Origin of the sequence: Desulfosporosinus shakirovi (assembly GCF_020595055.1) — a bacterium.
In the GTDB taxonomy this organism is placed as follows: Bacteria; Bacillota; Desulfitobacteriia; order Desulfitobacteriales; family Desulfitobacteriaceae; genus Desulfosporosinus; species Desulfosporosinus shakirovi.
The window spans coordinates 48343-66262 of the sequence record NZ_JAJDOO010000013.1 but is presented as its reverse complement, the minus strand read 5'-3'; the positions used below and the strand labels follow the sequence as shown (position 1 = coordinate 66262).

Here is a 17920-nt window from a genome sequence, read left to right as displayed (position 1 = left end):
ATGCCAAGGCGAGTTATAATTATTGTATTAGACAGCGTTGGAATAGGTGAAATGCCCGATGCTGAGAAATACGGGGACTTGGGGAGCTATACGTTAGGTAATGTTGCTCGTCAGCGTGGAGGACTTAATGTCCCTCATCTTCAAAAACTTGGTTTGGGAAATATTAATTCTATCACGGGAGTACCCCCGGCTCCTGCTCCTGAGGGCAATTTTGGAAAAATGGCAGAACGATCTCTAGGCAAGGATACAACAACCGGGCATTGGGAGATGGCGGGAGTAATACTGGAGAGAGCACTTCCAACCTTTCCCCAAGGTTTTCCAAGGGATTTTATCAAACGCTATGAGCTAGAGATAGGGAGAAAGGTGATCGGTAATGAAGTTGCATCCGGGACCGAGATCATTCAGCGTCTTGGTGAAGAGCATGTACGGACAGGGAAACCTATTGTCTATACTTCAGCTGACTCCGTTTTTCAAGTGGCTGCCCATGAAGAAATTATTCCTTTGCCGGAGCTAATGCGCATATGTCAGACAGCACGTACTATGCTGATGGGTGAATTGCGTGTTGGACGCGTAATTGCACGGCCCTTTCTCGGAGAGACAGGGAATTTTTACCGCACCACAAACAGGCATGACTTTGCACTCGAACCCCCTCATAAAATACTATTAGAATATATAAAGGGACGCGGGCTAGAAGTTTGTACGGTGGGTAAGATAAATGATATTTATGCCGGGCGGGGTGTAACTGACTATGTTCCCTCAAAAGGGAATATGGAGAGCGTTGATAAAACTTTAGCCTATATGGCCAAGGTAGAAGCTGGCCTGATTATGGCCAATCTTGTCGATTTCGATATGATATATGGACACAGAAATGATGTTGAAGGGTATGCTAAGGCTTTAGAGGATTTTGATGCACGTTTACCGGAGATATTTGAAGCCCTGGGGTCAGAGGACATGCTTATCATTACGGCGGATCATGGGTGTGATCCAACCATGCCTGGTACAGATCACACACGGGAATATGTTCCGTTATTGGTTTGTGGGCCAATCCTGAACAAGGGGGTCAACCTGGGCGTGAGATCTACCTTCGCAGATTTAGGGGCAACTGTGGTCGAATACCTTAATACTGAGCCAATGGCCAATGGAAAAAGCTTCTATTCGGATATAGAACGGGAGGGAATTTAATGATTTCGGAACAGGAATATAATTTTAAACTAGCTGAGGCGCGCAGTTACCTTATAGAGAGAGTTCCTTCACTGCCTGAGCTTGGTATTATTCTAGGCTCTGGGTTAGGGGCTTTTGCTGATCTGGTTAAGGAGAAGGTAACAATTAGCTACAAAGATATTCCGCATTTCCCTGTTTCGACGGTTGAGGGGCATGCGGGCAAACTAGTTTTTGGAAAAGTTGAGGATCGCTCAGTTGTAGTCATGCAAGGCCGCTTTCACTATTATGAAGGCTATACTATGCAGGAAGTGACCTTCCCAATACGGGTAATGCAAGTCTTAGGAGTAACCGGACTTGTTGTTACGAATGCAGCCGGGGGAATAAATCCGGAATTTCGTCCGGGAGATCTGATACTCATTAAAGATCATCTCAACATGATGGGTGAAAATCCTTTGCGTGGGTTAAATCTTTCAAATCTAGGTCCTCGCTTTCCAGACCTAAGCGAGGGATATAATTCAGAGTGGCGTAAAAAGGCCTTAGCTATTGTTCAAGAGCATGAAATTCGTCCTCATGAAGGGGTTTATGCGGCCATGAGCGGCCCCAGCTATGAAACCCCTGCCGAAATTCGCCATTTGCGTGTGATTGGAGCAGATATGGTGGGCATGAGTACGGTTCCCGAAGTTATAGTTGCCAATCATGGTGGCATGAAGGTCTTAGGGATCTCCTGTGTAACTAATATGGCAGCTGGCATCTTGCCCCAAAAACTTAGTCATACGGAAGTTATGGAAACAGCTGAACGGGTTGAAAAGAAATTCGTCAACTTTGTGCAGGGTCTCATGAGAGTACTTTAGGAGTGATTTCATATGCGCATGACAGATCTAATTGTGAAGAAAAGAGACGGGGAATCCCTTTCTAAGAAGGAAATTCAATTTATTATCAAAGGGTATGTTCAAGGAGATATCCCTGATTACCAAATGTCTGCTTGGGCTATGGCGGTTTATTTTCGGGGTATGTCCCTTGAGGAAACTGCCGAACTTACCTTGGCGATGGCCAATAGCGGAGATCAACTGGATCTCTCCGCTATTGGCGGGCGATTTGTCGATAAACACAGCACAGGAGGGGTGGGAGATAAAGCTACCTTACTGATCGGTCCAATGGTTGCCGCCTGTGGCGTGCCTGTGGCAAAAATGTCCGGGAGAGGGCTTGGGCATACTGGGGGAACGATCGATAAGCTTAGCTCGATACCCGGATTTCGGGTCGAGCTTACACAGGAAGAATTCCTGACGCAAGTTAAGAAGATCGGATTATCCGTAATCGCCCAGACGGGAAATCTTGTACCTGCCGACAAAAAACTTTATGCTCTCCGCGATGTCACTGGGACTGTCAGTTCCATTCCTCTGATTGCCTCTTCTGTAATGAGTAAGAAGATTGCTGCAGGAGCCCAAGGGATCGTCTTGGACGTAAAGTACGGTTCCGGGGCCTTCATGAAGACGGTTGAAGATGCCCGAATATTAGCAAGGACAATGGTGGACATCGGCAAAGCTCTGGGGCGACAGACGATTGCAGTATTAAGTAATATGAATCAGCCCCTGGGCCGTGCTGTCGGAAATAGTTTGGAAGTCCTTGAAGTGGCGGATGCCTTGCAGGGGAAGGGTCCGGATGATTTAATGAAAGTCTGTTTAGAATTGGGAGCTTGGATGCTTGTGGCTGGAGACTCTGTACCCAATGTTGGGGCAGGCAAGAAATGCTTGCTTCATAGCATAGAAAGTGGTGCAGCGTGGAATAAATTTTTAGCCTTTTTAACAGAGCAGGGGGGAGATGCCCAAGCTGTAATGGATCGACGCCTTAAGCTCGCACCATGGAATTTACCCATCCTTGCTCATCAATCCGGGTACGTACGACCCTTTGATGCACAAAAAGTTGGGGTTTTAGCTATGACTCTCGGTGCAGGTCGAACTACAAAGGACAGCCCCATTGATTTAGGGACCGGGGTCTTACTAGTTAAAAAAGCTGGAGAGTGGGTAGAAGCCGGAGAACCTCTATTGCAACTCTATGGCAGTGATAAAGAGAAGTTAGCAGAGGGACTGCTCTTAGCTAAAGACTTAGTTTCTGTAGGAAATGAAGCTCCTGAGTTGCCTTCTTTAATTGAAGAGGTTATACAGTAAACGATTTATAATTATCGTAACACTCCCACTTTACTCATAATATTCCCCTCCTCACGTATGCATATTATAAGTGCAACTGGGGAGGGGGATTTTTGTTATGGTCCGTGAGAAAAATTTTTACCCTTTGGCCGAAGGGTTATCGACTCAGGATACGTTTGCCGTGCTAGGGGATGCTCAAAAATTTCAAAAGCATAAACATGCTTGGAAGGTTTGGCGGGCATTGAAAGATTTCAGATGTGTTGTATATCCCGTTGCTGAGGGTTTATCTCGCGTAGATGGGAGCAAGGTCTACTCCAATTTAGCGCAACTGACAGACAAGGTAACGGTTGCAGTACCGTGTCTGTTGCCAGAAAGGCTCAAGTCTCTGGTTCCTGATGCGGTGTCTGCAGGATGCAGTAAGATTTGGTTCCAAGAACAAACCTGGACTCGGGAACTCCAACAAGAATGCGACAGCGCAGGAATTGAGGTTATTCGCGGGTGTGTGCTGAGGCACAGACTTTATCCTTCTAAAATAAGTCTGCGCTATTTGAGTCCCTGTTATTGGCATGGACTTAGAGATGTTAAAGTACCTATGAAGCGGTTTAGCAGGTATTGAAGCGCGTGGGTGGAGTTCCCAATGAAGATAAGGTCTGGGTTAAATTAGATATAAAAAAGGCCTTTAGTAATCTGCTTAAGCAATTTACAAAGGCTTTTTGCTATTTTATAGGAGCAATCCAATATAATTTACTTTTTCGGGAATAATAAAGTCACCTTTAATTTCACTAATTTTATGAGGGGGGACAAAAGATGCGCAAAGTTTTATCAATGGTTTTAGCGATGGCAGTTGTACTTGGAAACATAGGCTTTGCTCACGTGCAGCCAGTATTGGGAGTTGAGATCGAGACTGAAGCAACGAGTGCTATTTTGATGGACGCAGCTTCTGGACGAATACTGTATGAAAAAGAAGCACAGAAGGAATTGCCGCCGGCAAGTGTCACTAAGATTATGACATTATTGGTAGCGGCAGAAGCAGTGGCTTCAGAAAAAGTTAAGTTGACAGATATCGTAACAGCGAGTGAGAATGCCTGTAAACTTGGAGGTTCTCAAATCTACCTTGAGCCTGGAGAAACTTTCACCTTAGAGCAGATGTTAATTGCTATTGCTGTAGGATCAGCTAATGATGGCTGTGTCGCAGTAGCTGAACATATCAATGGGACACATGAGGCCTTTGTAGAGGAAATGAATCGCAAGGCTCTAGAATTAGGACTGAAAAACACGCATTTTGCTAATGCTTACGGACTGCCTGCAGAAGGGCACTATACGAGTGCATACGATTTGGCGATGATTTCTAAGGAAGCACTTAATTATCCCCTTATTCGTAAGCTGACCAGCATGAAGGAATATGACCTGCGGGAGGGCAAATTTAAGCTTTGGAATACTAACAAGTTGCTGTGGTGGTACCCCGGTGCGGATGGTCTCAAAACAGGTTGGACTAATGAGGCTAAATATTGTCTGGCATCGACGGTTGAAAGAAATGGATTAAGGTTAATTTGTGTCGTTATGGGTGTACCTCAAGTTAGGGGACATTTTGCTGAATCCATGAAAATCTACAACTATGGTTTTGCTAAATATGAATTTAAACAGTTTGCCCCAGCTGAAGAGAAGCAGGGAGTCGTTAAAGTTAGTAAAGGGGTAGAAAATGAGATAATAGCTATCACAGAAAAATCCTTGGGAGCAACAGTGGAGAAAGGAAAAGATAAAAATTTCTGGGTCGAGACAAAGCTTAACCCAGAAATCAGTGCACCTATTGAGAAGGGTCAAAAATTAGGAGAAGTTTTACTTTATCAAAATGACCAGTTGCAAGCGAGCGTTAATTTAATTGCTGATCATCCTGTTGCCAAAGCTGGGCTCATCAATCAGTTGGGACGTACCATGAAGGGTGTTTTCGGTTTCTAGCCATCAAGGATTCTACTCTGGATCTATGTCTGAACGATCATTAATTTGGGCTAATTTGCGGATTCTAAGGAGCGCGGCACGTTCGATTCGAGAAATCTGAACTTGAGAGAGATTAAGCTGACTGGCGATTTGACTCTGGGTCTTATCTTCAAAAAATCGCATTAGCAGGACACGCTTCTCTCTCTCAGGCAACTTGTCCAAGACCTCATTAAGGGCAATTTTTTCGAACCAGCCAGGCTCAAGACCCTTTTCATCAGAGAGTTGATCGAGAACGTAGATGGGATCCGAGTCGTCCTGATATAGGGTATCGTAGATGGAAGTAGGGCTTTGGATAGCTTCAAGTGCAATGACGATCTCATCTCGATCAATACCGATACTATTGGCAATTTCTCCGATTGTTGCTTCTCTGCCTAAGGTGGCTGACAGTTCATCACGAGCGCGATTCACTTTATAGACAAGTTCCTTATAGGAGCGAGGAACTTTCACGGGATGATCATCCCGGAGAAAACGCCGTATTTCTCCGATAATCATTGGCACGGCATAAGTTGAGAACTTGACGCCATAGGTGAAGTCGAATTTGTCGATGGCTTTAATCAGCCCGATAGTACCAATCTGAAAGAGGTCTTCCATCTCATAGCCTCGATGAGTGAAACGTTGAACTAAATTAAAAATTAGTTTCAAGTTACAATTGATTAGACGTTCTCGGGCCGCTGTATCACCCTCTTTAGCAGCATGAAGGTATTCCATCATCTCCTTATCTGAGAGCAAAGGAAAGTGGGGGAGGTTCATTTCTGATAGTCGTTGAATCATAATTTCGCCCCCCCTAATGAGAGGAGATGGGTGTTTGCTTGAAGCGCTTCTTCATGGTAACAGTTGTTCCCACTTCAAGTTTAGATTCTACTTGAAGCTCGTCCATGAAAGATTGCATGAAGACAAAGCCTAGGCCCATTCGCTCAGGATCAGTACTGTAAGCAGGTTGCATTGCTTGCTCAACATTAGAGATGCCACATCCTTCATCCTTTACAACAATAATGAGGGTGTCGTCAGCGATCTCCAGATCGAGGTAAACAATGTTATTGGGGACACTCTGGTATCCGTGGATGATAGCATTAGAAACTGCTTCGGAAACCGCGACTTTAAGCTCTTCGATGTCATTAAGTGAAAGATCCAATTGCCCTCCTATAGAAGCAATGAGTAAACGGGCAATACTCACATTTTCAGCGATACTGGAAAACGTGAGGGTTATTTGGTTGGATTTCATATTAAGCTCCCCTTCCTTCCTCATAGGCATGTGCTTCGTCAATATAGAAGCTAATAATTTTTGGTAAACCGGATAATTCCATGATCTTATAAATGTGAGGGGGTACATTCGTGATTTTAAGTTTTCCGCCTAAAGGAAGCAGTTTCTTGTATCTGCCCAGAATAACACCCAGTCCGGAACTATCGACAAACTGAACATCTTGAAGATTAAGGATGACTGTACGAATTCCTCGTTTCTCAATCTCACTGTCTATGGCTTGTCGAAGATCGGATGCAGTGTGCATGTCCAGTTCGCCGTCTATGCGCAGAAGTAGGGTCAGGCGTTCTATTTTTTTTTCAAGGTTCAAGACCATTCCCCCTAAATTTATCAATACTAATGATTTCGCTATAACCCATAATTTTCCTGCTTGAATTTTAGGAATTACTTGTAAGGCTCTGTCGAAATAGAAAAATTATTAAAGACTGTGGTAATAAGTATAATATATCCCATTGTGCCAAATAATAGAAAGTGCTAGACGCTGATAAAGAAAATATGCTTCCAGAAAGTATATAACAAAAAGTTATACTTTCTGACTGGTAAAAAAAGGAGGAAATGGGGATGGCTGACCAAACCCAAAAAAAACCCTTGTTATCTGTAACTGCAGAAAAATATCAAACCTTAATTAAGCAATATACACCCAAGCCAACAATTATCAAAAATGTAGTTCGAGCATTTATAGTAGGTGGGATTATCTGTTCGATCGGGCAGATTTTCATCAATTTATTTAGCTCGTTTGGTTTAGCACGCGTCGAAGCATCGACTGCGGCGACTGCAACGATGATTTTCTTGGGAGCTTTATTAACTGGTTTAGGCGTTTATGATGAAATTGGGAAGTTTGGAGGTGCGGGTTCAATTGTTCCGGTAACGGGGTTTGCAAATTCTATTGTTGCCCCTGCCATGGAATTTAAGCGTGAAGGATATGTAATGGGTGTTGGGGCAAAATTATTCACGGTTGCAGGACCAGTACTAGTATACGGCATCACGACCTCGATTGTCGTGGGTTTTGTGTACTTTCTTTTACACTAGTCAAAACAGATGCTGACTAGCAACTTCAAGTTTACTAATTATAAAATATTCCACCTTATGAATGGGGATAGGTTGAAATGAGCTTAAAACGAGTAGGAAACCAGACAGTAGTATTTGCTAAACCGCCAGTTATTTTATCGTCCTATTCTATAGTGGGTCCTAAAGAAGGACAAGGACCTCTTGGAAAGACCTTTGATAAGGTTTGGAAAGACGCCCTAAATGGCGAAAAATCCTGGGAAGTTGCAGAGAGCAAAATGCTTCAAGAGGCGATGAATGGGGCCATAAATCAAGCGTCAGTCCCAAAGGAGCAAATTGACTTTATGTTAGCGGGAGATTTACTGAATCAAATTATTTCTTCAAATTTTGCGGCTCGCCAAATGGCCTTACCTTTTATCGGCTTGTATGGAGCTTGCTCTACTATGGCTTTAGGTATAGCTGTAGGGAGTATGTTAATTGATGGCGGATTTGCCCAAAAGGTACTAGTGGGGGTATCCAGCCACCACGATACTGCTGAGCGTCAATATCGGTTGCCCACCGAGCAGGGTGCGCAAAGGGCTATGAGTGCACAGTGGACAGTAACAGGGGCGGGCAGTGTACTTCTCGGAAGCGACGGAGCGGGTCCGCGCGTTACTTCAGCAACAATTGGAAGAGTAATAGACTTTGCAGTGAAAGATGTGAATAATATGGGCGCGGCAATGGCTCCTGCGGTTGCTGATACGATCTTAAATCACTTTCATGATAGGCAGCTTAGACCGGTTGACTATAATCTGATTGCATCAGGAGATCTGGGCGCGGTCGGTTTGGCACTAGCCTGTGAACTATTGAAGCAAAGCGGTATGAATATGGGGACGAACTTTACTGATTGCGGGGTCATGATTTATGACGAGAGTCAGGATACTCACTCAGGAGCAAGTGGGTGTGGTTGTTCATCGGTAGTCTTGGCTGGGGATATTTTGCAGAGAATTAAAGCCGGGAAGCTAAAAAGGGTCATGCTGGTAGGCAGTGGTGCCTTGCATAGTCCAACCTCTGCCTTACAGGGAGAATCCATTCCCGGTATTGGACACGCAGTGGTTATTGAAGGGTAACAGAAAGGATCGTAAGAATATGTTTGAGATGATTGTTCCGGCTTTTATTGTCGGAGGGATAATTTGTATGATAGGACAGCTTCTTATGGACTTAACAAAGCCCACATTTACGCCTGCCCACGTGTTAGTTTCTTTTGTGTCTGGCGGAGCAATTCTTGGGGCGTTGGGGATATACGAACCTTTGGTGAAAATAGGTGGAGCTGGTGCTTCAATTCCCCTGTCCGGTTTTGGTTATTCTTTAGCGAAAGGGGCCATGGAGGCGGTTGAAAAACGAGGGATTATGGGAGCCTTTTCCGGTGGGGTTGAAGCGGCAGCGGTAGGGATTGCGGCAGCTGTCTTTTTTGGCTATCTGATGTCAGTTGCTTTTAAAGCAAAGGGATAAAGCCATGCGAAACGAGAGCCAGGAATAAGAGGGAGCTGCAAAGTATGGATGACAATTCAAGCGAGAAAAATATTCCCGTAAGTAAGAATTATCAAGAAAATATCGAGTATCTAAATCGGGAATTGGGAGTGCCTGATAGTTTTGATATCGTGCTTCGTGAAATGTCTATTGGCGGCAAAAGAGTTGCTATCTATTCCGTTAATGGGATGGTAAACTCGCAAGTCGCAAGTTATATACTGGATGCCTTGATTGACTTAGAACGATCCGACCTCATTGTCAATGCCTTAGATAAACTTGTTAAGGGACGTATCGTTAATTTACAAGTCTCTGAAGTTCAAACTATGGACAAAGTATTCTATTTCGTTTTATCGGGGCCCATGGCCATCTTTGTCGATGGACAGGATAAAGCCATTATTGTGGATGCACGGTCCTATCCTGCCCGTGCGCCTCAGGAGCCTGATATCGAGCGGGTGACACGGGGAAGTCGTGACGGATTTACAGAGACCCTCGTCATGAATACAACTTTAATACGCCGACGTTTGCGAGATCCAAAACTGCGTATGAAGTTAGTTCAAGTGGGCGGCCGATCAAAGACTGATGTTTGCATTGCCTACATTGAAGATATTACCAACTTAGATATGGTAAAAAAGATTCAAGAAGACATCCAGGCAATAAAAATTGACGGCATTCCTATGGCAGAAAAAAGTGTCGAAGAGTTTATTCTCGGAAGTAAATTCTGGAACCCTTATCCTCGTGTCCGATATACTGAACGACCGGATGTAGCGGCTATTCATTTATTGGAAGGGTATGTCGTCATTATAGTTGATACCTCTCCATCCATTATGATCGCACCGTCGACCTTCTGGAGTCATGTTCAGCATGCGGAAGAGTATCGGCAAGAACCGATTGTAGGGGCATATCTGCGTTGGATACGATTTGGAGGGATTTTTGCAGCCCTTTTTCTTCTCCCCCTTTGGTTAGGTGCGGCTCTGAATCCGCAGTTACTGCCGGAATCGATTCAGTTTATCGGTCTCACGGAGCAAACAACAGTTCCTTTACTGGTACAGGTAATATTGGCTGAGTTTGGCGTGGATCTCTTGCGTTTAGGAACAATTCATACTCCCGGTCCCCTTGGAACCGCCTTAGGTCTGATCGCGGCTTTTATGCTCGGGGATATCGCCGTGAAAGTAGGTCTGTTTACCCCGGAGGTTGTCATGTATATTGCGATTGTCTCAGTGGGGACATTTGCAACGCCCAGCTATGAATTAGGGTTAGCCAACCGTTTAGCACGGTTGTTCCTCATCATAATGACTGGACTTTTTAATTTTATTGGGTTTTGGATCGGGGCAGCAGCGGTATTCTTCCTTTTATGGCGGACAAAATCCTTTGGTGTGCCTTACCTCTGGCCCCTTCTGCCTTTTGATGCAAAGGCAATGAAGGCAATTTTAGTTCGTTCTCCCGTTCCGATTGCAAATAAACGCCCAAGCATCTTAAAACCACAAGACAATGATCGTCAGCCGCGGGGCGGCGGCAAATAGGATCTGAAAGGATGCAGCATAAGTGAGAATTGGGTTTCCTCGTGCTCTCTACTATTTTGACCACTTCCCTTTTTGGGCCGGTTTTTTCCATAGTCTAGGTATTGAGTTGGTAACATCGCCGGCCACTCATCGGCAAATTATGGAACAGGGCTTAAAGAAAGCCAGTGACGAAACGTGTTTACCGCTTAAACTTCTAGCAGGCCATATTCAGGCCTTAAAGGATGTTGATTGGATTTTTCTGCCTCGTATAGTTAGTGTCGAAACAGATACATACACTTGTCCAAAATTCCTGGGTATTCCAGAAAGTCTGCTTACGGCAGTTCCTCAGGGAATGCCTGTGTTAACTGTTACCATGAATTGGCGAATGGGCAGACGTCAGGTGTTAAAGGATCTGGAGGGTTTGGGACTAAAACTGGGCAAGGGCAGCCCGGATGTCCGTATGGCCTTTAACGAAGGCATAGAGTGGCAGAAAAGATATCAAGACACAATGGGAGCGGGGTGGAATTTTGAGGACGGTATTCGTGAGATTGAACGAGCTGCAAAGGACTTAAGGGAAAGTGATAAGGTCCCCACCCCAGTGACATGGAAAGAGCAGATGTTTGCAAAAATGTCATCGACGGCATTAAAACCTACAGATGAGCTTCCGATAGTTGATCAGAATGAGGATCGTCTGAGAATTGCTTTAGTTGGACATTCTTACCTAATACATGAATCTTATGCTAACTTAAATCTTCTCAGAAAGCTTCGCGAGAAAGCGAAGGTGGATTTGGTCCAAAACGTCAATCAAGAAGAAGTCGAGACTAACTTATCCGGATTGCGGAAAAAGTTATTTTGGAGTCACTCTAAGCAAATCTTCGGCGCCGGTAATAAATTTGCTGAGGATCAAAGGGTTGACGGTATTATTTATCTTACTTGCTTTGGGTGCGGGACGGACTCGATGGTACAAGAACTAGTGTCTCGAAGAGCCAGAGAACAACATAAGCCCTATATGGTGGTTACCCTGGATGAACACAGTGGAGAGGCGGGTCTCGTTACTCGGCTTGAAGCCTTTTTGGATATGATCGAAAGGAGGAGGGGCCATGAAGGTTACGTTTCCACATATGGGGAATGCCTGGATCGTGATTCAAACGCTCTTTGAATCTCTCAATGTTGATGTGGTGGTCCCGCCGTTTAACAGTAAACGAACTTTAAATTTAGGAACGAAATTATCACCGGAATCGGCCTGTTTACCATTGAAATTAAATCTCGGAAATTATCTGGAAGCTGCGAATGCAGGGGCAGATACGATTGTAATTACTGGTGGAATCGGCCCTTGCCGGTTTGGTTATTATGGTGAAGTGGAACGACAAATCCTTTGGGACGCAGGGTATAACTACGAAGTAGTTACTCTGGAGCCTCCTGATGGAAGTTTGGCAGGGTTGGCCAAGCGTATTCGCTTTTTAGCTGGAAGGAAAAATTCCTGGGCAAAGATTCTAAAGGCTATGCGATTCGCCTATTTGAAAAGTGTAGCTTTAGATAGAGTTGAAGATTTGATACATGCAGCTCGACCAAGGCTCTCACACCCTTTGTATACAGAAAAATTATATGAAAGTGCCAAGCAAAGGCTTGCCCAGACTATGACGGAAAAAGGGGTTCAGGATGCGGTTCGTTGGGTTCAAGAGACTATTCGAGAACGTCAAGAAGGGCTAAACAGCATGAATGAAGGGAGTAATAAACCCCTTCGTATAGGGATTGTTGGCGAGATTTATACAATTCTTGATCCCTTTAGTTCAGTGGGAATAGAGGAGGAACTGGGACGTCTAGGGGTGGAAGTTGATCGTTCTATTTATCTTTCAGGGTGGGTCGGAAGTCATATCTTTCGAGGAATCGCTCCGGGCTATCGATCGATCAGATCCTATCCCAGACATGCCAAACCCTTTTTGCCCCACTTTGTAGGGGGGCATGGTCTGGAAACAGTTGGGGCTGCCGTGAAATTTGCACGGGAAGGATATGATGGAATCATTCAAATTTTCCCTTTATCCTGCATGCCGGAAATTGTGGCAGCCAGTGTCTTACCTAAGGTTCAAGAAACTTATAAGATACCGATTATGACGCTTATTGTGGATGAGCATACTGGCCATGCAGGGATACAAACTCGCTTGGAAGCGTATGTCGACCTGCTTGAAAGACCGCGCCTTCTGCGAGAGAGCATACAAACAAGAGAAGGAGTGTTAGGTGTTGGTGGATGATAAATACTTTCTTGGCGTTGATGTTGGGTCGGTAAGTACAAATATGGTCTTACTGAGACCGGACAATACTGTGAAAGAAGCACTTTATCTAAGAACACAAGGACGTCCTATGCAAATTATTCAAGAGGGGATTAAACTTCTAAGATCTAAAATAGGGAAGTCAGCTGAAATTATGGGAGTCGGAGCTACGGGCAGTGCTCGTCAGCTTGCGGCGACTTTATTAGGAGCGGATGTGGTAAAGAACGAAATCACAGCCCATGCCGTAGCTGCTTCAAGAGTAAATCCTCAAGTACAAACTATCCTTGAAATAGGCGGACAGGATTCAAAGATAATTATTCTCCGAGATGGGGTCGTTTCTGATTTTGCCATGAATACGGTTTGCGCGGCAGGGACAGGTTCATTTCTTGACCAGCAGGCTTCTAGATTGGGAATTAAGATTGAAGAATTTGGTCCTCTGGCCATTGAAGCAAAAAATCCGGTACGAATTGCCGGACGATGCTCGGTTTTTGCAGAATCTGATATGATTCACAAACAGCAGTTAGGGCACTCATTGCCGGATATTTTGGCAGGACTTTGTCAGGCCATGGTGCGGAACTATTTAAACAATGTGGGCAAAAACAAAGACATTAAGGGCCCCATCTTTTTTCAAGGGGGTGTGGCGGCCAACCCGGGAATATGTAAAGCCTTTGAAGAAGAGTTAGGGCAACCGATTATTGTACCTGAGAATTATGATGTCATGGGTGCTTTAGGAGCGGCTTATCTGGCCCAAGAAAAAGTTGGATCACGCCCGGGTAATCGGACCCGATTTCGTGGCTTAGACCTAGGTGAAACGCATTTTCAAGCTAAAAGCTTTGATTGCACAGGGTGTGCGAACCGATGTGAAGTAGTAGAGATCACACAGGATGGCAGGAGCTTGGCCAGATGGGGAGATCGGTGTGGAAAGTGGTCGGTTGCTGGTGCTGCTGATACTGCTATTAGTGGATTAGAACAAAAGGTTGAACAACGGGGAGCTTAAACACAAGTAAATAAGACATTTCAATTTTTTTATTGACAATCCAGTTTAAATAATAGAATCCTGCTTTCCAGAAATATATACAGGAAAGCAGGATTCATATTTATAGAAGAGGAAAAATCACAAGGCAGCCAGTATTTCATCACTCATGAGCAGATCGGTTTTCAGAAATTGTCCTAATATGAAAGCAATTCCCTTGTATAAAGAATGAGAAGTGGCCTCTTTCAAAACAGCAACAAACTGAGGAACCCAAACCAGTAAATGCTCTTCTAAAATTTTTTGATTCTCCAAAATTTCACTAACTTTACTGAGATTCCCTTCCTGGAAGGTGGTTTAGGCAAGACTACTAAGGTTGTACATGAAATCTAGTTCCAGAGCAATGTGGTCATCAGCCTCAGAACGATACTTAGCAGGAAGAAAGTTATAGTTTAAGTAGCATTGGCGTTGGCGTACTTTTAAGGAACTTTCCTGAAATAACAATCTCTCTTTGCTTACATAAACAGATTCCCAAGGAGGAACTGGCAATTTAGTTGGACCAATGAACAATCGTGTATATTCCGTGAGCACCTTGCCATAGCATCTTCCCTATTCACTTCTAATTGCTCAGCAAAATCCCTTACCGATCCTAAACCTTCTTTAATGGACAGCAGAGACAGAGATGTCTGGGTATGATCGCTGTTTAGAATCCGAATTAATTCTAGAGCAGGTTCATTTCCAAATGAGTTCTGCGGATTTGCCAAAGAAGGTCTGGAAATCAGAGATTTTGCAGGAGCTCTAAGTTTGACAATGCCCATAGATATTTATTTTTTAGTAACCAAAATGGTGACGAGTTCTCTTGGCGAACTGGAGCATGCTGTTGCTCAAGTAGGTGTGGGTAAATGGAATGTAAATCTGAGTGATTTGAAAGCAAAAGGTGAAATAAAGAGGCTGACCAATCATTTTCAGACTATGATTGGTCAGCTAAAGGATTTGTATACTAATTTAGAGTTAAAAGTTGAACAGCGAACCGATGAATTGGAAAAAGGCAACTTGATTTTGCAACGACACAAACAGGAACTAGAACAAGTGAATATCAGATTAAAAGAAACTAATCTTTATAAAACTGAATTTTTAGCGGTTATGAGCCATGGACTCCTTTGACCTCTATAATAGCGTTTGCCGAGCTTATGTTAGTAGATATTCCATTGGAAGAAAAGGAACAACAATACTATCTAACAGCAGTCCTCCTCAACAGTCAAATTTTACTGAGGCTCATCAACAATATTCTGGATCTCGCCAAAATCGAGGCAGGGAAAGATCAGCTTGTTACAGAAGTGGTGGATATGACCGACATTATAACCTCCGTAGAGAGTGTTATCGCTCCTTTGGCTAAAAGCAAAGAATTGACATTTCATGTCCGGGTTGCTCCAGAGGTCCCATTAACCAAGGCAGATTCGGAGAAGATACGAAGAGTTGTGGAAAACCTTGCTGGAAATGCTGTAAAGTTCACAGAAAAAGGCGGAAAGGTTGAGATCCTAGTTCAGTTTAACGATCAGGAAAAGGTGATCCTTATTAAAGTAGCCGACAATGGGATAGGGATTAAAGAAGAATACCAAACGTATATTTTTGAGAAATTCACCCAGGCCGACAGTTCCACTCTCGTAAATATAAAGGAACAGGACTAGGGCTGGCTTTAGCCAAAGAATTAGTAGAACTTCATAATGGCTGGATTAAAGTGGAAAGCAGATCAGGCGGAGGAAGTACATTCATTGTAGGTCTTCCTATCAAGGATATTGAGTGAAGAGAAAAAAGAGGGTGAAAATGATGGAGCGCTTAAAAGTTATGTTGGTAGATGATGAAGAAGGTATTCGTACCATAGTAGAACGTCTTATTCGAAAAGAGGGATATGACTTTTCTTATGCTTCCAACGGAGAAAAAGCTTTGCAAATGTTTGCTCATGAAGCTCCAGATCTAATCATTCTCGACGTCATGCTTCCGGAAATCGATGGATTTGAAGTCTGCCGGAGAATTCGCCAAAAAAGTGAAGTTCCTATTATTCTACTATCGGCCAAAGAGGATATTGTCGATAAGAGCGTAGGGTTCAATATGGGAGCAGATGATTATATTACCAAACCTTTCAGTCCCGTAGAGCTGGACTCTGCTCACCCAGAGTATATTATCACTGTATGGGGCGTAGGTTATAAAGTTTGTTATTAGCCATTCGCATGAAGGGCCTGATTACAAAGTTAAACCGTCATTTGGGTTTGGAAATGTGATACAACGTGTTGGGGAGACCATCCCCCAACACGTTGTATTGTAGTTTTGGCATTATTTTGACATAGTAAAGGCATAGTGAGTGAGAGGTGAGTATACTCTGCCCCAAATAAGACCTGCAACAGATTTGAGAAATACGAATGAAATTTGAATAGATGTCATAAATATGACGAGCCGATCTTTGTTTACCAAGGTATGGTGATTTGGTTGCCCAGGGTGTTCACTTATAGAGGGTAAGAGGTGTTTAAAAAAAGCTGGGGCAAAAATATGTTGGAAAATAGCCAATTAAGAGGGCCATCGTTCTGTGCATCTTGTACGGCAACAGGGAACTTCATTGCCGTTTTAATTTTCTTGACGGAAAATAATTGAGTAAGAAGAGGAGGGAAAAGTGTGAGGTTGCACGGAACACAAGTTATAAATCAGCAGGGGCATTTGGAAATTGGCGGATGCGATACTGTAGAGCTGGCCAGCCAATTTGGAACCCCATTATACATCATGGATGAAACCCATATTCGTGACATTTGCAGACAATATCATAGTTCGTTTGTTAAAGGTATGGAAAATACAGAGGTGATTTATGCATCCAAAGCATTTTTAACCTTGGCTATGTGTCGAATTATTGAAGAGGAAAGCTTGGGTTTAGATGTCGTTTCGGGGGGAGAACTCTATACAGCACTTCAAGCGGATTTTGCACCTGAACACATTTGTTTTCATGGCAATAATAAATCACGCGAAGAATTGTTAATGGCAATTAACGTTGGAGTTGGTCGAATTGTTATTGATAACTTTTATGAGATGAGCCTATTAAATGATCTGGCTAAAGAGATGAATCAACAAGTAAATGTTCTTCTCCGAATAACCCCAGGAATTGAAGCACATACACATGAATATATTCAGACTGGTCAGATCGATTCTAAGTTTGGTTTTACCTTATCTAACGGAACTGCAGACCAAGCCCTCGATTTAGCGTTTTGTTACTCTAATCTTGAGGTTAAAGGGTTGCATGCTCATATCGGATCGCAGATCTTTGAATTAGATTCCTTCCGGCATGAAGTTCAGATTATGATCAAGTATATGGCAGATACCCATGTGCGGACGAGTTGCCTGCTCAAGGAATTGAATCTTGGCGGAGGATTCGGAATATACTACGCTTCTGGAGATGAACCCGCCAAAATCTCGGATTATGCCGAAACGGTTAAGGTTGCTCTGGAGGAAGCTTGTCAATGTAAGAATTTCCCTTGCCCTAAAATAGTTATTGAGCCGGGTCGTTCGATTGTGGGGACGGCAGGAACGACCCTTTATACGATTGGTTCAATAAAAGAAATTCCTGGAATTCGTAAATATGTTGCGGTAGATGGGGGGATGGCAGATAACCCTCGGCCTTCCCTTTATCAAGCACGTTACGAGTCAATCCTTGCCAATCGTTCCAATGAAGAAGCAACTGAGTCTGTGTCTATTACAGGAAAATGCTGTGAGTCTGGGGATATGCTGATTTGGGATATTTATTTGCCTAAAGTGAACTCAGGTGATCTATTGGCGGTAACATCTACGGGTGCTTATAATTATTCCATGTCTTCCAACTACAATCGGCTTACACGGCCTGGAGTGGTTTTAGTGAAGGATGGTCAGGCAGATGTAATTGTAAAACGTGAAACCCACTCGGATTTGCTGAGAAATGATGTTTTGCCAGAACGGCTGAAGCCTGTAAAAATGGCCAGCCCATAATCTTTTGGCAGTCTAAAGGACGTATGTACGTTGTTAATGCGTAATACGTCCCTTTTTTATTAGTTAGATAGTAAGGCTAATGGCACCTATTTAAATTTTCATATATCAGC

At 43.7% G+C, this 17920-nt stretch carries 21 protein-coding genes and 1 pseudogene; 17 read left to right on the top strand and 5 right to left on the bottom strand.

The annotated features are described in order from the left end of the window. The 5 genes from LJE72_RS13070 (at position 1) to LJE72_RS13050 (ending at position 5261) form a co-directional block, all read left to right on the top strand. Positions 1–1182, top strand: coding sequence for a phosphopentomutase (locus tag LJE72_RS13070; protein WP_229248040.1), 1182 nt, complete (start codon positions 1–3; stop codon positions 1180–1182). Further along, positions 1182–2012, top strand: a complete 831-nt coding sequence (locus LJE72_RS13065) for a purine-nucleoside phosphorylase (RefSeq protein ID WP_229248039.1) — start codon at positions 1182–1184, stop codon at positions 2010–2012. Before LJE72_RS13070 ends, LJE72_RS13065 begins: the two co-directional genes overlap by 1 nt. Before the next feature lie 12 nt (positions 2013–2024). Then, on the top strand, positions 2025–3326 hold the full coding sequence (locus tag LJE72_RS13060) for a pyrimidine-nucleoside phosphorylase (RefSeq protein WP_229248038.1): 1302 nt from the start codon (positions 2025–2027) through the stop codon (positions 3324–3326). Positions 3327–3423: 97 nt separating this feature from the next. Then, entirely contained in the window at positions 3424–3921 is a 498-nt protein-coding gene (locus LJE72_RS13055; protein WP_229248037.1) for a CoA-binding protein, read from the top strand. 191 nt (positions 3922–4112) lie between these two features. Further along, on the top strand, positions 4113–5261 hold the full coding sequence (locus tag LJE72_RS13050) for a D-alanyl-D-alanine carboxypeptidase family protein (protein ID WP_229248036.1): 1149 nt from the start codon (positions 4113–4115) through the stop codon (positions 5259–5261). A gap of 12 nt (positions 5262–5273) precedes the next feature. Here LJE72_RS13050 and LJE72_RS13045 read toward each other — a convergent pair whose 3' ends face one another. The 3 genes from LJE72_RS13045 to spoIIAA are packed head-to-tail and all read right to left on the bottom strand — an operon-like array spanning position 5274 to position 6868. After that, positions 5274–6071 carry a SigF/SigG family RNA polymerase sporulation sigma factor gene (locus LJE72_RS13045; RefSeq protein WP_073030288.1) on the bottom strand — a complete coding sequence of 266 codons (798 nt, stop codon included), beginning with the start codon at positions 6069–6071 and terminating at the stop codon, positions 5274–5276. A gap of 13 nt (positions 6072–6084) precedes the next feature. Further along, the gene (gene spoIIAB / locus LJE72_RS13040; RefSeq protein ID WP_073030287.1) at positions 6085–6522 is read right to left on the bottom strand and encodes an anti-sigma F factor; all 438 of its coding nucleotides are present in this window, start codon (positions 6520–6522) and stop codon (positions 6085–6087) included. Position 6523: 1 nt separating this feature from the next. After that, positions 6524–6868 (bottom strand): anti-sigma F factor antagonist, encoded by a 345-nt coding sequence (gene spoIIAA / locus LJE72_RS13035; RefSeq protein WP_229248035.1) that lies wholly within the window; start codon positions 6866–6868, stop codon positions 6524–6526. A 251-nt stretch (positions 6869–7119) separates the two neighbouring features. Between spoIIAA and spoVAC the strand changes: the two genes are divergently transcribed. The 7 genes from spoVAC to LJE72_RS13000 all read left to right on the top strand — a co-directional run bounded on the left by spoVAC (position 7120) and on the right by LJE72_RS13000 (position 13835). Then, positions 7120–7587, top strand: a complete 468-nt coding sequence (spoVAC, locus tag LJE72_RS13030; RefSeq protein ID WP_229248034.1) for a stage V sporulation protein AC — start codon at positions 7120–7122, stop codon at positions 7585–7587. 77 nt (positions 7588–7664) lie between these two features. Beyond that, positions 7665–8672, top strand: a complete 1008-nt coding sequence (gene spoVAD, locus LJE72_RS13025) for a stage V sporulation protein AD (RefSeq protein WP_229248033.1) — start codon at positions 7665–7667, stop codon at positions 8670–8672. Between the two features lie 19 nt (positions 8673–8691). Then, complete coding sequence (gene spoVAE, locus LJE72_RS13020) at positions 8692–9054, top strand: stage V sporulation protein AE (protein WP_229248032.1); 363 nt, start codon at positions 8692–8694, stop codon at positions 9052–9054. 44 nt (positions 9055–9098) lie between these two features. Then, positions 9099–10592 carry a spore germination protein gene (locus tag LJE72_RS13015; protein WP_229248030.1) on the top strand — a complete coding sequence of 498 codons (1494 nt, stop codon included), beginning with the start codon at positions 9099–9101 and terminating at the stop codon, positions 10590–10592. A gap of 22 nt (positions 10593–10614) precedes the next feature. Further along, a complete protein-coding gene (locus LJE72_RS13010) occupies positions 10615–11730 on the top strand; it encodes an acyl-CoA dehydratase activase-related protein (RefSeq protein ID WP_229248028.1) in 1116 nt (371 codons plus the stop codon). Beyond that, positions 11672–12820, top strand: a complete 1149-nt coding sequence (locus LJE72_RS13005) for a CoA protein activase (RefSeq protein WP_229248027.1) — start codon at positions 11672–11674, stop codon at positions 12818–12820. The genes LJE72_RS13010 and LJE72_RS13005 overlap by 59 nt, the downstream gene beginning before the upstream one ends. Continuing rightward, on the top strand, positions 12807–13835 hold the full coding sequence (locus LJE72_RS13000; RefSeq protein ID WP_396391004.1) for an acyl-CoA dehydratase activase: 1029 nt from the start codon (positions 12807–12809) through the stop codon (positions 13833–13835). The genes LJE72_RS13005 and LJE72_RS13000 overlap by 14 nt, the downstream gene beginning before the upstream one ends. A gap of 117 nt (positions 13836–13952) precedes the next feature. On the opposite strand, the gene LJE72_RS12995 is transcribed toward LJE72_RS13000, so the two are convergent. Next, entirely contained in the window at positions 13953–14123 is a 171-nt protein-coding gene (locus LJE72_RS12995; RefSeq protein ID WP_229248023.1) for a hypothetical protein, read from the bottom strand. 42 nt (positions 14124–14165) lie between these two features. Then, positions 14166–14399, bottom strand: a complete 234-nt coding sequence (locus tag LJE72_RS26760; protein WP_396391001.1) for a molecular chaperone TorD family protein — start codon at positions 14397–14399, stop codon at positions 14166–14168. Between the two features lie 213 nt (positions 14400–14612). Between LJE72_RS26760 and LJE72_RS12990 the strand changes: the two genes are divergently transcribed. The 5 genes and pseudogenes from LJE72_RS12990 to lysA all read left to right on the top strand — a co-directional run bounded on the left by LJE72_RS12990 (position 14613) and on the right by lysA (position 17810). Then, complete coding sequence (locus LJE72_RS12990; protein ID WP_229248021.1) at positions 14613–14972, top strand: hypothetical protein; 360 nt, start codon at positions 14613–14615, stop codon at positions 14970–14972. Beyond that, positions 14969–15496 carry a sensor histidine kinase gene (locus LJE72_RS12985; RefSeq protein WP_229248020.1) on the top strand — a complete coding sequence of 176 codons (528 nt, stop codon included), beginning with the start codon at positions 14969–14971 and terminating at the stop codon, positions 15494–15496. The genes LJE72_RS12990 and LJE72_RS12985 overlap by 4 nt, the downstream gene beginning before the upstream one ends. Then, positions 15445–15612, top strand: a complete 168-nt coding sequence (locus LJE72_RS12980; RefSeq protein WP_312038933.1) for a sensor histidine kinase — start codon at positions 15445–15447, stop codon at positions 15610–15612. Before LJE72_RS12985 ends, LJE72_RS12980 begins: the two co-directional genes overlap by 52 nt. Before the next feature lie 20 nt (positions 15613–15632). After that, positions 15633–15965, top strand: a pseudogene (locus LJE72_RS12975) (response regulator); the annotation flags it as partial. 510 nt (positions 15966–16475) lie between these two features. Further along, positions 16476–17810, top strand: a complete 1335-nt coding sequence (lysA, locus tag LJE72_RS12970) for a diaminopimelate decarboxylase (protein WP_229248018.1) — start codon at positions 16476–16478, stop codon at positions 17808–17810. Positions 17811–17920 lie beyond the last annotated feature (110 nt).

Coding starts and splice junctions, on each gene's coding strand:
- LJE72_RS13065 (WP_229248039.1), top strand. CDS start 1,182: ATGATTTCGGAACAGGAATATAATTTTAAACTAGCTGAGGCGCGCAGT.
- LJE72_RS13060 (WP_229248038.1), top strand. CDS start 2,025: ATGCGCATGACAGATCTAATTGTGAAGAAAAGAGACGGGGAATCCCTT.
- LJE72_RS13050 (WP_229248036.1), top strand. CDS start 4,113: ATGCGCAAAGTTTTATCAATGGTTTTAGCGATGGCAGTTGTACTTGGA.
- LJE72_RS13015 (WP_229248030.1), top strand. CDS start 9,099: ATGGATGACAATTCAAGCGAGAAAAATATTCCCGTAAGTAAGAATTAT.
- LJE72_RS13055 (WP_229248037.1), top strand. CDS start 3,424: ATGGTCCGTGAGAAAAATTTTTACCCTTTGGCCGAAGGGTTATCGACT.
- LJE72_RS13005 (WP_229248027.1), top strand. CDS start 11,672: ATGAAGGTTACGTTTCCACATATGGGGAATGCCTGGATCGTGATTCAA.
- LJE72_RS13070 (WP_229248040.1), top strand. CDS start 1: ATGCCAAGGCGAGTTATAATTATTGTATTAGACAGCGTTGGAATAGGT.
- spoVAE (WP_229248032.1), top strand. CDS start 8,692: ATGTTTGAGATGATTGTTCCGGCTTTTATTGTCGGAGGGATAATTTGT.
- spoVAC (WP_229248034.1), top strand. CDS start 7,120: ATGGCTGACCAAACCCAAAAAAAACCCTTGTTATCTGTAACTGCAGAA.
- spoIIAB (WP_073030287.1), bottom strand. CDS start 6,522: ATGAAATCCAACCAAATAACCCTCACGTTTTCCAGTATCGCTGAAAAT.
- spoVAD (WP_229248033.1), top strand. CDS start 7,665: ATGAGCTTAAAACGAGTAGGAAACCAGACAGTAGTATTTGCTAAACCG.
- LJE72_RS13045 (WP_073030288.1), bottom strand. CDS start 6,071: ATGATTCAACGACTATCAGAAATGAACCTCCCCCACTTTCCTTTGCTC.